The organism is Falsiroseomonas sp. E2-1-a20 (assembly GCF_051433195.1).
Lineage (GTDB): Bacteria > Pseudomonadota > Alphaproteobacteria > Acetobacterales > Acetobacteraceae > Falsiroseomonas.
The window spans coordinates 71,146-83,641 of record NZ_JBHMFT010000012.1; the positions used below are offsets into that span (position 1 = coordinate 71,146).

12 protein-coding genes are annotated in these 12,496 nt (G+C 71.5%); 9 read left to right on the top strand and 3 right to left on the bottom strand.

The window, feature by feature from the left end:
• Nucleotides 1-25: 25 nt before the first annotated feature.
• Entirely contained in the window at nt 26-1,021 is a 996-nt protein-coding gene (locus ACFHPP_RS15920; RefSeq protein ID WP_437164232.1) for a Bug family tripartite tricarboxylate transporter substrate binding protein, read from the bottom strand.
• Between the two features lie 109 nt (nt 1,022-1,130).
• Here ACFHPP_RS15920 and ACFHPP_RS15925 point away from each other — a divergent pair, with 109 nt between their 5' ends.
• The 5 genes from ACFHPP_RS15925 to ACFHPP_RS15945 all read left to right on the top strand — a co-directional run bounded on the left by ACFHPP_RS15925 (nt 1,131) and on the right by ACFHPP_RS15945 (nt 5,971).
• Nucleotides 1,131-1,850 (top strand): DUF1028 domain-containing protein, encoded by a 720-nt coding sequence (locus tag ACFHPP_RS15925; RefSeq protein ID WP_437164233.1) that lies wholly within the window; start codon nt 1,131-1,133, stop codon nt 1,848-1,850.
• A 16-nt stretch (nt 1,851-1,866) separates the two neighbouring features.
• Complete coding sequence (locus tag ACFHPP_RS15930; protein WP_437164234.1) at nt 1,867-3,087, top strand: MFS transporter; 1,221 nt, start codon at nt 1,867-1,869, stop codon at nt 3,085-3,087.
• Between the two features lie 29 nt (nt 3,088-3,116).
• The gene (locus ACFHPP_RS15935; RefSeq protein ID WP_437164235.1) at nt 3,117-4,082 is read left to right on the top strand and encodes a Gfo/Idh/MocA family oxidoreductase; all 966 of its coding nucleotides are present in this window, start codon (nt 3,117-3,119) and stop codon (nt 4,080-4,082) included.
• Nucleotides 4,072-4,734 carry a hypothetical protein gene (locus ACFHPP_RS15940; RefSeq protein ID WP_437164236.1) on the top strand — a complete coding sequence of 221 codons (663 nt, stop codon included), beginning with the start codon at nt 4,072-4,074 and terminating at the stop codon, nt 4,732-4,734. Before ACFHPP_RS15935 ends, ACFHPP_RS15940 begins: the two co-directional genes overlap by 11 nt.
• A gap of 79 nt (nt 4,735-4,813) precedes the next feature.
• Nucleotides 4,814-5,971 (top strand): sensor histidine kinase, encoded by a 1,158-nt coding sequence (locus tag ACFHPP_RS15945; protein ID WP_437164237.1) that lies wholly within the window; start codon nt 4,814-4,816, stop codon nt 5,969-5,971.
• Here ACFHPP_RS15945 and pobA read toward each other — a convergent pair.
• Complete coding sequence (pobA, locus tag ACFHPP_RS15950) at nt 5,968-7,152, bottom strand: 4-hydroxybenzoate 3-monooxygenase (RefSeq protein WP_437164238.1); 1,185 nt, start codon at nt 7,150-7,152, stop codon at nt 5,968-5,970. The genes ACFHPP_RS15945 and pobA overlap by 4 nt on opposite strands.
• A gap of 229 nt (nt 7,153-7,381) precedes the next feature.
• On the opposite strand from pobA, the gene phnD reads away from it, so the two are divergent.
• Genes phnD through ACFHPP_RS15970 form a run of 4 tightly spaced genes read left to right on the top strand, consistent with a single transcriptional unit; the run spans nt 7,382 to nt 10,543 of the window.
• Nucleotides 7,382-8,290: a phosphate/phosphite/phosphonate ABC transporter substrate-binding protein gene (gene phnD, locus ACFHPP_RS15955; RefSeq protein ID WP_437164239.1), complete on the top strand. Its 909-nt coding sequence runs from the start codon at nt 7,382-7,384 to the stop codon at nt 8,288-8,290.
• Nucleotides 8,287-9,147, top strand: a complete 861-nt coding sequence (phnE, locus tag ACFHPP_RS15960) for a phosphonate ABC transporter, permease protein PhnE (RefSeq protein WP_437164240.1) — start codon at nt 8,287-8,289, stop codon at nt 9,145-9,147. Before phnD ends, phnE (ACFHPP_RS15960) begins: the two co-directional genes overlap by 4 nt.
• Complete coding sequence (gene phnE / locus ACFHPP_RS15965) at nt 9,144-9,908, top strand: phosphonate ABC transporter, permease protein PhnE (RefSeq protein ID WP_437164241.1); 765 nt, start codon at nt 9,144-9,146, stop codon at nt 9,906-9,908. The genes phnE (ACFHPP_RS15960) and phnE (ACFHPP_RS15965) overlap by 4 nt, the downstream gene beginning before the upstream one ends.
• Nucleotides 9,905-10,543, top strand: coding sequence for a chloramphenicol acetyltransferase (locus tag ACFHPP_RS15970; RefSeq protein WP_437164242.1), 639 nt, complete (start codon nt 9,905-9,907; stop codon nt 10,541-10,543). Before phnE (ACFHPP_RS15965) ends, ACFHPP_RS15970 begins: the two co-directional genes overlap by 4 nt.
• Nucleotides 10,544-10,585: 42 nt before the next feature.
• Here the strand turns inward: ACFHPP_RS15970 and ACFHPP_RS15975 are convergent, their stop codons facing one another.
• Nucleotides 10,586-12,496 (bottom strand): TRAP transporter permease, encoded by a 1,911-nt coding sequence (locus ACFHPP_RS15975; protein WP_437164243.1) that lies wholly within the window; start codon nt 12,494-12,496, stop codon nt 10,586-10,588.

Sequence of the window (12,496 nt, forward strand, 5' to 3'; positions counted from 1 at the left end):
GGCGCGCCAGCAGGCCGCGTCTGCCTCAGCCGGAGGCGATGCCGCCCTCGCGGATGATCGGCGTCCAGCGCGCCACCTCGCGGGCGATATGCGCCGCGAAATCGGCCGGGCTGCCGCCGACCACGGCACCCGCCTGGGTGTCGAAGATGCGCTGCTTCACGTCCGGCATGGCGGCGATGCGGCCGAACACCTCGTTGATCCGCTGCGCCAGGGCCGGCTCCATGCCGGCAGGGGCCACGATGCCGTGCCACACCGCGGTCTCGAAGCCCGGCAGCACGGTGGACACGGCGGGCACGTCGGGCAGCAGCGGCGTGCCGCTGGCATTGCCGATGCCGAGCGCGCGGGCATTGCCCTGGCGGATCTGGCCGATGCCGGAGGAGACGGTGGGGAAGCCGAACTGCGCATCGCCGCGGATCAGCGCCGTCACCATCTCCGCGCCCGAGCGGTAGGGCACGTGCACCATCTTGATGTCGGCCTCCTTCAGGAACAGCGCCATGAACAGGTGGCTGCCATTGCCGTTGCCGGCGGAGGAATAGGTGAAGCCGTCCGGCCGGGCCTTCGCCTGGGCGATCACCTCCCGCATGTCCTTCGCGGTCACGCTGGGATGCGCCATGAGGACGGCGGGCAGGTTGACCAGGTGGATGATGGGGGTGAAGGCGGTGGGCGGGTCATAGGTCAGGCTCGGGATCAACTCCTTGCCGATCGCGTTGGCGCCGACATCGGCCATCATCAGGGTCAGGCCGTCCGGCTTCTCCCGCGCCACCACGGCGCCGGCGATGGTGCCGCCGGCCCCGGCGCGGTTTTCCACCACCAGGGTCTGGCCGCCGGTCACTTCCGGGAACTTCGCGGCGACGGTGCGGGACAGCGTGTCGATGGCGCCGCCGGCGCCGAAGGGCACGATCAGGCGGATCGGGCGGTCCGGCCAGGGGGATTGGGCGCGCGCGGCGCCGCTTGAGATCGCCGGGGCCGCGAGGGCGCCGAGACCAACCAGGACGTGTCGACGCAACAGCTTGGACGACATGTTTCGTTCCTCCCTTGAGATATTGGAAGCAAAATGACCCAGCCTGGACTGGCGCGCAACCGCGGAACGCCCTGTAGTGGGGTCCGCCTCGGGAATCGGAAGCCCTGCCATGACCTGGTCCATCGTCGCCCATGACCCGGAAACCGGTGCCTTCGCGGTGGCCGTCACCACCTGCGCCTTCGCCGTCGGCGCCTCCTGCCCCTTCGTGCGGTCCGGGGTCGGCGCGGTGTCCACGCAATCCATGACCAACCGCTACCTGGGCCCGGCGGTGCTGGATGGCCTGGCGCGCGGGCTTTCGCCGGCCGCGGCGATCGAGGGCGCGCTGGCGGGCGACGAGGGGCGCGGGCTGCGGCAGGTGCATGCGGTGGACCGGCACGGGCGCAGCGCGGCCTATACGGGTGGCAACTGCGTCGAGTGGTGCGGCGACGTGACCTCCGCCCATGTCTCCTTCGCCGGCAACATGCTGGCCGGGCCGGCGGTGCTGGCGGATACCTACGCGGCCTTCGTGGCGAACCCCGACCTGGTGCTGGCGGAACGCCTGCTGGCGGCGCTGGATGCCGGGGAGGCGGCCGGCGGCGACCGGCGCGGCCGGCAGTCCGCCGCGCTGGTGCTGACGACCACGGAGGATTTTCCGGACCTGTCGCTGCGCGTCGATGACCATGCGCTGCCGCTGGTCGAGCTGCGCCGGCTGTACGGCATCTGGCTGCGCGACCGCGCGCCGGGGCTGCGCGACCAGCCCTCCAAGGCGCGGCCCTCCGGCCTCACCGACCTCGATGGCATCGAGCAGCGCTGGATGGCCAAGGGGCTGGACCTCCGCCTGCGGCGCTGAGCCGGCGTCGCTCAGCGTGGCGAAACCTGGTTTGTTCAAGCCCTGGGTCGCGGCACTTTCGGCCACGCTGCTGATGCAGACGGTGGGCACCTTCCTGAGCCAGGCGGTGCCGGTGGTGGCGCCGCTGATGACGGCGGAACTGGGCCTGCCGCCGGAGAGCATCGGCAATTTCTCCAGCCTGAATACCCTGGGTGCGATCCTGTTCCTGCTGTTCGGCACGCCGCTGGTGGCGCGCTTCGGGCCGCTGCGGATGTTGCAGGGCGGCGCGCTGCTCGGCAGCCTGGCCTTGGCGGCGGCGGCGGGCGGGGTGGTCTGGCTGCTGCCTCTGGCGGCGCTGCTGATGGGCGTGGGCTATGGCCCGACCGGGCCGGCCGGCAGCCGCATCCTGCAGGCCACCGCGCCGCCGCGGCACCGGGTGCTGATCTTCTCCATCAAGCAGGCCGGCGCCCCGGCGGGCGGCGCGCTGGCCGGCTTCATCGCCGCACCCGTGGCTGCGCTGTATGGCTGGCAGGCGGCGCTGCTGGTGGGCATCGTGGTGGCGCTGGCCTGCGCCGTCGCGATCCAGCCGATGCGCGCCACGCTGGATGCCGAGCGGGACCCGGCGCGGCCGCTGCGGGAGGCCTTCGCGCTGAAACGCCTCGGCGCGCCGCTGGCGGCGCTGCGGATGCACCCCGTGCTGCCACGGCTCACCTTGCAGGCCTTCGCCTTCGCCGCGTTGCAGGGCAGCCTGTTCAGCTTCACCGTGACCTGGCTGGTGCAGGAACACGGCGCCAGCCTGACCGCGGCGGGCGGCCTGTTCGCCGCGATGCAGCTGGCCGGGGTGGCCGGGCGGCTGGTGCTGGGCTGGGCGGCGGACCGGCTGGGGGATGCGACGCGCAGCCTGGCGGTGCACGGGCTGGTGGCGGCGGCGCTCTCGGCGGCCTGGGTGCTGGCCGGGCCGGGCGGGCCGGGCTGGCTCGGGCTGCTGCTGGCCATGGCGTCGGGCTTCACTGCGGCCAGCTGGAACGGGATCTTCCTGGCGGAGGTCGCGCGGGTCTCGCCGCCGGACCGGGTGGCGGAAGCCTCCTCCGGCGCCATCCTGCTGTGCTTCCTGGGCTACCTGACGGCGCCTGCCGCCTTCGCCTGGACGGTATCCGCCACCGGAAGCTGGGTGCTGCCCTTCCTGGTGGGCTGCGGGTTGCTCGCGGTGGTGTCGCTGCTGGTGCTGTGGGGTGGACGGCGCGGCGCCACCAGCTAAACCGGCTGCGGCAATTAAGGAAGCGCAGCATGGCTGTCACGCTCGGCATCGTCGGTTTCGGCATCATGGGGGAACGGCTGCTGCGGGCCGCGCTGGCGCATGACCAGGCGGTGATCCGGCCGGTCGCGGTGTGGGATCCCTCCCCGGCCGCGGCCGCGCGGCTGGCGGAGGTGGCGCCGGGGCTGCCGATGCTGGACAGCCCGGCGGCGGTGATCGCGGCCTGCGAGGCGCTGTACGTCGCCTCCCCGCCCAGTTCGCACCTGGACCATGCCGGCGCGGCCTTCGCCGCCGGGCGCGCGGCCTTCCTGGAAAAGCCGCTGGCGGCGGATCTGGCCGCGGCGCGCAGCTTCGTGGCGGCGGCGGAGGCCAGCGGGGCGCGGGCGGCGGTGAACTTCCCGATGGCGTCCTCCCCGGCCGTCGCCCAGCTTGCCGCCTGGCGCGCGGGCATGGGCGCGCCGCGCGCGCTGGGCATCCGGGCGGCGTTCGCCACCTGGCCGCGCGGCTGGCAGCAGGGCGCGGCCGGGTGGCTGGCGAAGCGGGCGGAGGGTGGCTTCACGCGGGAGGTTCTCTCCCACTTCCTGTTCCTGACGCGCCGGCAGCTCGGCCCGCTGGAACTGCTGGAGCGCGACGCCACCTTCCCGGCCGGCGACGGTGCCGAGACGGCGGTGCGGGCGCGGCTTACGGCAGGCGGCGTGCCGGTGACGGTCGAGGGCCGGGTCGGCGGCACCGACCGCGACGAGGCCAATGAATGGCGGCTGGAGGGTGAGGCGGGCAGCATCCGCCTGCGCGACTGGTCGCTGGCCGAGCGGCTGGAGGCGGATGGCGCCTTCCGCCCGGCGCCCGACGCGCTGCCGAATGAGCGGATGCGGCCGATGGTGCTGCGCGGGCAGCTCGACAAGGTGGCGGCCCTGACGCGCGGCCAGCCGCAGGATCTGGCGACGCTGCGGGAGGCGCTGGAGGTGCAGGAGGTGGTGGAGGCGATCCTTGGCGGTTGAGCGACGCGCCCTGCTGCCGGCACTGGTGCCAGTCCTGCTGGCCTCGGCACCGGCACATGCACAGCAGCGCCTGGTGCCGCGGCGCGTCGACAGCCCCGAGGGCATGGCCCTGGTCGAGGCGCTGCGTGGCGGCGGGCTGGTGATGTTCTTCCGCCACGCCGACACGCGCGGCGAGAACTGCGACCGCAGCTACCGCATCGGCGACCGCGCCGGCCAGCGCAACATCGGGCCGGAGGGCCGGGCGCAGGCGGCGCGGATCGGACCTGCCCTGGCTGAACTGGGCATTCCGGTCAGCCGCCCGGTGCTGGCGGGGCCGGTGTTCCGGGCGCGGGATACCGCGGAAATCGCCTTCGGCGCGGAACACGTTGCGGTGACCGACAGCCTTCTGGCGGACGACTATGCGGGCGGCCGCCTGGCCTGGGTCCTGGCCGAACACCGGCGGCTTTTCGCCGCGCCTGTTTCACCCGGCGGCAACCGCATCCTGGTCGGCCACCGGACGCCCGCCATCATGGTGGCCGGCGAGTCGGTCGGCGGGCGCGCCTTTCCGGAGGGGGCGGCGCTGGTGCTGCGGCCGCTCGGCAACGGCTTCGAGGTCCTGGGAATCCTGGACCTGGTGCCGCTGCCCGGCGGCGGGTTCCATATGTGCGGCTGACCATCCGCCAAGCCCGGATGACGGATTCCTGACGCGGCCGGAGAGGCAACCTCCTGCCGATCCAGGCTTTTTGGCCGGCATGTCTACCAACACCCAGGCCGACCCCCAGGAATTGCTGGCCCAGCAGGCGGCGCTGGCCCGCTTCGGCGAATTCGCGCTGAGATGCGACGACCTCGGCGACATCCTGCACGAAGCCTGCCGCCTGGTCGGCGAGGCGCTCGGCACCGACCTCGCCAAGGTGGTGGAGTTGCAGCCCGATGGGCTGACGCTGCTGGTGCGGGAGGGGGTCGGCTGGCAGCCCGGCGTGGTGGGCGAGGTCCGCACCGACATGGCGCATGGGCCGGAGGGTCTCGCGCTGCGCACCGGCCAGGCGGTGGTCTCGCCCGACCTGACCCGGGAGGACCGCTTCGAGATCCCGAACTTCGTCCGCGAGCATGGCAGCCAGGCGGCGGTCTGCGTCGTCATCATGGGCGTGGACGGCACGCCGCCCTATGGCGTGCTGCAGGTGGACAGCCGGCGGGGGGAGGCGTTCGGGCCGGCCGATATCTCCTTCCTGCAGACCTACGCCAACATGCTGGCCTCCGCCGTCGGCCGGCTGCGCGCCAGTGCCGAATTGCGCCGCAAGGCGGAGGACAACGAACGCCTGCTGCGCGAATTACAGCACCGGGTGAAGAACAACCTGCAGGTCATGGTGGCGATGCTGGACCTGCAATCGCGCCAGCTGCGCGCGCCGGAAAGCAAGGCGGCGATGCGCGGCGTGGCGCGGCGGGTGGAGGCGCTGCGCCTGCTGCACGACAAGCTGCATCTGTCCGGCGAGGTGGACCAGATCGACCTCGGTGAATACCTGGCGCAGCTCAGCGCCGGGCTGCTCGGCTTCCACGAGGGCGGGGCGGCGCGCATCCAGCTGGTGCTGGAAGTGCAGCACGGGCTGATCGCCTCCCCGGACCAGGCGGCGCCGCTGGGCCTCGCGGTGAACGAGTTCATCACCAACAGCCTGAAGCACGCCTTCGGCAATGGGCCGGGCCGTGTCGGGCTGAGGCTGGAGGCCGAATCGACCCAGCGGGCCAAGCTCAGCCTGTGGGACAATGGCCACGGCCTGCCCTTGCCGCGGAAGACGGGCGGCAGCGGGATGCGGATGATCGACAGTTTCGGCCGGCAGCTCGGCTCCGCCGTGCATTGGACCAGCGACAACAGCGGCACGCGGCTGGAGATGACGATCCGGCTGCGCAGCGGTTAAACCTCGTAGGGCAGGCCCACATAGTTCTCGGCCAGCGTCGTCATGGCGGCGCGGCTGGTGGAGACGTAGTCGAGTTCCGCCACCTGCACCCGATGCTCGAAACGGTCCTCGCCATCGAAGCGGTGCAGCATGGAGGTCATCCACCAGGAGAAGCGCTGGCCCTTCCAGATGCGGCGCAGGCAGATGTCCGAATACTGTTCCAGCAGCGTCGCGTCGCCCTTGGCGAAGAAACGCTCCAGGCCACGGGCCAGCACGCGGATGTCGGCGATGGCCAGGTTCATGCCCTTGGCGCCGGTCGGCGGCACGATGTGGGCGGCGTCGCCGGCCAGGAACAGGCGGCCATGGCGCATCGGCTCCACCACATAGCTGCGCATGGCGGTGACGCCCTTCTGGAAGATCGGGCCTTCCTGGAGTTCCGCGCCGCAGCCAAGGCGCTTGTGCAGTTCCGCCCAGATCCGCGCATCCGGCCACAGCGCGAGGTCCTCGTCCGGCGCGCATTGCAGGTACAACCGCGTCACCGTCTCCGACCTCATGGTGGCCAGGGCAAAGCCGTCCTGGTGGCGGGCGTAGATCAGCTCCTCCGACACCGGCTTGCTGTGCGCCAGGATGCCGAGCCAGGCGAAGGGGTAGATGCGGTCGTAGATGCGGATGATGTCGTCCGGGATGGCGCCGCGGCAGATGCCGTGGAAGCCGTCGCAGCCGCCGATGAAGGCGCAGTCCAGCACCTGCGCCACGCCGTCGTGGGTGAAGCTGATGCGCGGGGTGTCGGAGGTGACGTCATGCACCGCGACGTCCGCCACGTCGAACAGGATGGCGGGGCTGCCGGAGCGGGTGCCGGCGGCCAGCCGCGCGGCGATCAGGTCCTTCACCACCTCCTGCTGGCCGTAGATGGTGACGACCTTGCCGGTCAGGTCGGTCAGCGGGATGCGGTGGCCGGCGCCGTCGAAGCGCAGCTCGATGCCGTGATGCGCCAGGCCCTGGCGGTGCAGGCGGTCCGCCACGCCGGCCTCGGTCAGCGTGTCGACGCTGCCCTGTTCCAGCAGGCCGGCGCGGACGCGTTCCTCAACGTAGGAGCGCGACCGCGCTTCCAGCACCACGCTGTCGATGCCGGCCAGGTGCAGCAGGTGGGACAGCAGCAGCCCGGCGGGGCCTGCGCCGATGATGCCGACCTGGGTGCGCATCGCCTTGGGTCTCCTTGGTCCCTGGCCCGTATGTGCCGCGCCGGGCAGGCTTGGCAACGGGGCAGGCGACGAATTGTTGTGATCCATAACAATCAGGCGGGCCGTGCTACGGATGACCTGGCCGCTTGGCGCGGGATCGGGCGGCTGTCGCCACATGGTCATCAGGGCGTCAAGCGACTGCAACACCAGGCAAGCTAGAGGGGCGCGACCTTCCTCGGAGGACGCCGCCATGATCCGTCGCCGCACCACGCTTGCCAGCGCCGCCGCCTTCCTCGCCGCCCCCGCCCTGGCGCAAGCCGATTGGCGCGGCGCGTTCCGGGAAATCCGCTACGGCATCATTTCCTCGGAGAACGAACGCGACGCGATCGCGCGGCAGGGCGGGTTGCAGGCCTATGCGGAGCGCCGGCTCGGCGTGCCGCTGCGGGTGTTCCGCGGCACGGACTATGCGGGGGTGGTGGAGGCGCTGCGGGCCTCGCAGCTCGAATTCGCCTATCTCGGCCCGGCCGCCTATGCGCTGTCGCGTCGCGCCATGGGCGAGCGGGTGCAGCCGCTGCTGCGCTACCGCAACCTCGACGGGTCGGAGGGCTACTACTCCGTCGTCTTCGTGAAGGCGGACAGCCCGGCGCGGTCGCTGGCCGATCTGCGCGGCAAGTCGTTTGCCTTTGCCGATCCGAACTCCGCCTCCGGCTTCGCCGCGCCGAACTACTTCCTGCGGCGCGAGGGTTTCGCGCCGGCGCAGCATTTCGGGCGCACCGGGTTTTCCGGCAGCCATGAGCAATCCGTCGTCGCCGTGCTGAACGGCACCTTCGACGCCGGGGCCACCTTCTGGAACAACGAGGCCAGCGGCAACATCCAGCGCATGACCGAGAAGGGCATGATCCCGGCTGGTGCCACGCGCATCATCTGGCGCAGCCCGCTGATCCCGTCCTCCCCGGTCGTCACCCGCGCCGAGCTGCCGGACGGCCTGAAGCGCGACTTCGTGGCGATGATGCAGGCGATGGCGCAGGAGGCTCCGGAGGCGCTGCGCCAGCTCAACCCGAACACCACCGGCTTCGTGCCGGCGCGGCACGAGGATTATGCCGACGTCATCGCGATGACGGAGGAAAACCAGGCGAGCCGGCGGGACCGTCGTTCTTGAACTCCGCCACGCTGGCCGGCCGGGCGTGGGACCGCGCGGCACGGCGGCGGCGCCTGCATTGGCTCGGTGGCGCGCTGCTGATGGCGGGTGCCGTCGCGGTGGCGTCCGTGGTCGGGCAGGTGGATGCGGCGCGGCTCTGGGCCGGGCTGCCGATGGCGGCGGACTATATCGGCCGCACCATCCCGGTGCTGCGGGCGGAGACGCTGGGCGCCGATATCGCCGAATGGATGTGGGGCTTCGACGTCTGGCTCGGGCTGCTGCTGGACACCGTGCTGATCGGCTATACCGGCACCGTGCTCGGCGCCACGCTGGCCCTGCTGCTGTCCTTCCCGGCGGCGACGACGCTGGCGCCGGGCTGGGTGGTGACGCTGGTGCGGCGCTTCCTGGAGTTGGCGCGCACCGTGCCGACCTTGGTCTTCGCGCTGATCTTCGTCTACGCCTACGGCCTGGGTCCGCTGGCCGGCGTCCTCGCCATCGCGCTGCACACCATGGGCGCGCTCGGGAAACTGTTCGCCGAGGTGCATGAGGATGTGGACCCGCGCACCGTCGATGCGGTGCGCTCGGCGGGCGGGAGCTGGGCGCAGGCGATGCGCTACGGCGTGCTGCCGCAATCCCTGCCCGGCCTGCTGTCCTTCGGCCTGCTGCGCTTCGAGATCAACGTGCGGGAGGCCTCCGTGCTCGGCATCGTCGGTGCCGGCGGGATCGGGGAGGAGCTGTACCTGGCGGTGCGGCAATTCGAGTATCCGGACATTTCCGCCATCCTGCTGCTGATGCTGGCGATGGTGACGCTGATCGACCTGCTCTGCGGCCGGCTGCGGCACCGCATCCTGGGCGCCGAGGCGGTACGGCCGGCATGATGGCACTGCGCACCCCCTGGGTCTTCGCCGGCGGCTTCGCGCTGCTCCTGCTCGGGCTGTGGCGGGTGGATGCGGCGCCGGACCGGCTGATGGAAGGCACGGCGAAGCTGGGCTGGCTGGCGGCGCTGATGTGGCCGCCCTCCCCCGGCGGCGCGCTGGCCGAATTGCTGAGCGCGCTCGCGGAAACGGTGGCCATGGCCTTCCTCGGCACGCTGCTGGCGGCGGTCGTGGCGCTGCCACTGTGCCTGTTCGGGGCCGGCAACATCATCGGCAACCGCCTGCTGCGCTTCACGGTGCGCCGCAGCTATGACGGGCTGCGCGCGGTGGACAGCCTGGTCTGGGCGCTGGTCTTCGTCTCGGCCGTGGGCATGGGCCCCTTCGCCGGCATCCTGGCGCTGGCGGTGCCGGATATCGGACTGTTCGCGAAGACCTTCTCCGAGGCGCTGGAAAGCGCCGACCGGCGCCAGGTGGAAGGCGTGCGGGCGGCCGGCGGGTCGCGGCTGCACGCCATCCGCTACGGGCTGCTGCCGCAGGCGGCGCCGGTGATGCTGACGCAGTTGCTGTACATCTTCGAGAGCAACACGCGCTCCGCCACCATCCTCGGCGTGGTCGGCGCCGGCGGCATCGGCCTGGCGCTGGCCGACCGCATCCGGCTGAACGACTGGGACGAGGCCGCCTTCATCGTGCTGATGATCCTGGTGACGGTCGGGCTGATCGACCGGCTGAGCCGCGGCATCCGCCTGCGGCTGATCCAGCCATGAGCCGGCAGCTCGGCGCGGCGCCGCTGATCCATCCGACGGCGAGCGTCAGGGACAGTACCCTCGGGATCTACACGGAGGTCGGCGCCCGCACCTCCGTCGCGGAGGCGGTGTTCGGCGACTACGCCTATGTCGTGAACGACAGCCAGATCATCTACGCGACGGTTGGCAAGTTCTGTTCCATCGCCAGCCACACGCGGATCAACCCCGGCAACCACCCGCTGGACCGCGTGGCGCTGAGCCATTTCACCTACCGCGCCAGCGCCTATGGCCTGGGGGAGGACGAGGCCGGATTCTTCGACTGGCGGCGCGACCACCATGTGACGCTGGGGCATGACGTGTGGATCGGGCATGGCGCGATCGTGCTGCCGGGGGTGACCATCGGCACCGGTGCGGCGATCGGCGCCGGGGCGGTGGTGACGAAGGACGTGCCCGCTTTCGCCGTCGCGGTCGGCAATCCGGCGCGGGTGCTGCGATATCGCTTCACGCCGGAGGTGCAGGCGAGCCTGCTGCGGATCGCCTGGTGGGACTGGACGCGGGAGCAACTGGCCGAGGGGCTGGCGGATATGCGGCGACTGAAGGCCGAGGATTTCTGCGCGCGGTATGAGGGTGGCGCGGCCCCCCTGACCCACCGTTGAACGCATGCGTTCAACCCCCCCGAGGGGGAGTGGGATTCGCGGCTACCCGCGAGGCCGAAGCCGGCCTACGGTCCGGGCCGCCGCCATTTGCCATGCCGCGACGCCGCCGAGCGCACCAAGCGCCAGCAGCAGCCTGGCGCTGTCCGGGATCGCGTGCAGGAAGGCGACCGCGAGGCCCAGCGCGCCGAGCAGCAGGCGCAGCATGGTCCCCATCGGCGCCAGCAGGAACCCCGCATAGGCCGAGGTGAACAGCACCAGCGCGCCGGCCATGATGGAGATCGACAGCATGATCTGCACCAGGCCGCCGCGCATCATGATGCCGGGGTCGTAGATGAACGCGAAGCCGACCGCGAAGCCGGCGATGGCGAAGCGGGAGGATTGCAGCGCGGTCATGGAGGGGCTGGATTTCGCGATCGCCGCCGCCGCAAAGGCCGCCGCGGCAACGGGCGGCGTGGTGTCCGCCAGCACCGCGAAATAGAAGACGAACATGTGCGCCTGCAGCATGTCCACGTTCAGATAGGCGCCGAGTTCCAGCACCTGCGGCACGCCGATGGCGGCGGCGATGATGTAGCTCGGCGTGGTCGGAATCCCCATGCCGAGCACCAGCACGGTGATCGCCAGGAACAGCAGCAGCAGCGCCAGGTTGCCGCCGGCCAGTTCCTTGATGATGCCGCCGAAGGCCACGACCATGCCGGTGGCGGTCAGCGCGGAGACGACGATGCCGGCGCCGGCGATGGTGACGGCCAGCGGCGCCATGGTCAGCCCGGCGCGCGCCAGGCTGTCCACCACCTGCATCGGCGTCATCCGGCTGCGTCGCCGCAGGAAGGCGACGCCCACCATCGACAGCGTGGCGCAGAAGGCGGCGAAGTTGCCGGACCAGCGTTCCGTCATCAGCCAGACCAGCACGCCGATCGGGATGACCAGGTGGGCATCGGCCAGCACCTCCCGCCACGCGGGGATCTCCGCGGCCGGGACGGGGGCGAGGCCGAGCTTCTTCGCCTCGAAATGCACGGCGGACAGGATGGCGAAGTAGTACAGCACGGCGCCGGCCGCGGCGGCGACCAGGATGTTGCCGTAGGGAATGTTGGTGATCTCGGCCATGACGAAGGCGGCCGCCCCCATCACCGGCGGCATCAGCGCGCCGCCGACGCTCGCGGCACTCTCGATTCCGCCGGCGACCGCCGGGCGGTAGCCGACGCGGATCATCAGCGGGATGGTCATCGACCCGGTGGTGACGACGTTGGAGACGGAGGACCCGCTCATCGTGCCGAACAGGCCGGAGGTCACCACGGCGACCTTGGCCGGCCCGCCGGAATACCGCCCGGCGACGGCGCTGCCGAAGTTGGAGAACAGCCGCCCGGTGCCGCTGCCCTGCATGAAGCTGCCGAACAGGATGAAGACGGCGATGATGGTGGCGACGATGCCGGTCAGCGGCCCGTAGACGCCGCCGGCCGTGGGAACCAGCCAGGAGGCCTCGACGATCTCGGCCGGCGTGAAGGGCCGCGCGTTGAGCATCCCCGGCACCAGCCAGCCCCATTGCATGTAGGCCAGCGAGATCGCGACCATGATGGCGAGGCCGGGTTCGACCGCGCGCCTTATCGCCTCCAGCAGCGTGACGATGGCGAGGATGCCGAGCGCCATCATGGTGGGCGTGAAGGGGTCGACGTACTCCATGCGGTCGGCGACCGCCATCCAGTTCCACATCACCCAGGCATGCGGAACGCCGGAGGCGACGGCCCAGACCCAGTCCAGCACCGAGGGCCGATGCTTCGGCGACCGCGTCTTCGATGCCGGGTACAGCAGGAACAGCAGCGGCGTGAACACCAGCAGGTGAAAGCCGCGCATCTGGATCGGCTCGGGGAAGCCCGTGCCGCCGAAATAGAGGTGGACGGCCGCCGCGGCCGCCGCCCACGCCCAACAGACCCACTTCAGTGGGCCGACGAGGTCCCGCAT

What these genes read in the sequence shown, in the direction of transcription:
- phnD (WP_437164239.1), top strand. Translation starts at nt 7,382, where the DNA reads ATGATCCGTCGCCGCACCACGCTTGCCAGCGCCGCCGCCTTCCTCGCC.
- pobA (WP_437164238.1), bottom strand. Translation starts at nt 7,152, where the DNA reads ATGCGCACCCAGGTCGGCATCATCGGCGCAGGCCCCGCCGGGCTGCTG.
- ACFHPP_RS15935 (WP_437164235.1), top strand. Translation starts at nt 3,117, where the DNA reads ATGGCTGTCACGCTCGGCATCGTCGGTTTCGGCATCATGGGGGAACGG.
- phnE (WP_437164241.1), top strand. Translation starts at nt 9,144, where the DNA reads ATGATGGCACTGCGCACCCCCTGGGTCTTCGCCGGCGGCTTCGCGCTG.
- ACFHPP_RS15975 (WP_437164243.1), bottom strand. Translation starts at nt 12,496, where the DNA reads ATGCGGGACCTCGTCGGCCCACTGAAGTGGGTCTGTTGGGCGTGGGCG.
- ACFHPP_RS15945 (WP_437164237.1), top strand. Translation starts at nt 4,814, where the DNA reads ATGTCTACCAACACCCAGGCCGACCCCCAGGAATTGCTGGCCCAGCAG.
- ACFHPP_RS15925 (WP_437164233.1), top strand. Translation starts at nt 1,131, where the DNA reads ATGACCTGGTCCATCGTCGCCCATGACCCGGAAACCGGTGCCTTCGCG.
- ACFHPP_RS15970 (WP_437164242.1), top strand. Translation starts at nt 9,905, where the DNA reads ATGAGCCGGCAGCTCGGCGCGGCGCCGCTGATCCATCCGACGGCGAGC.
- ACFHPP_RS15920 (WP_437164232.1), bottom strand. Translation starts at nt 1,021, where the DNA reads ATGTCGTCCAAGCTGTTGCGTCGACACGTCCTGGTTGGTCTCGGCGCC.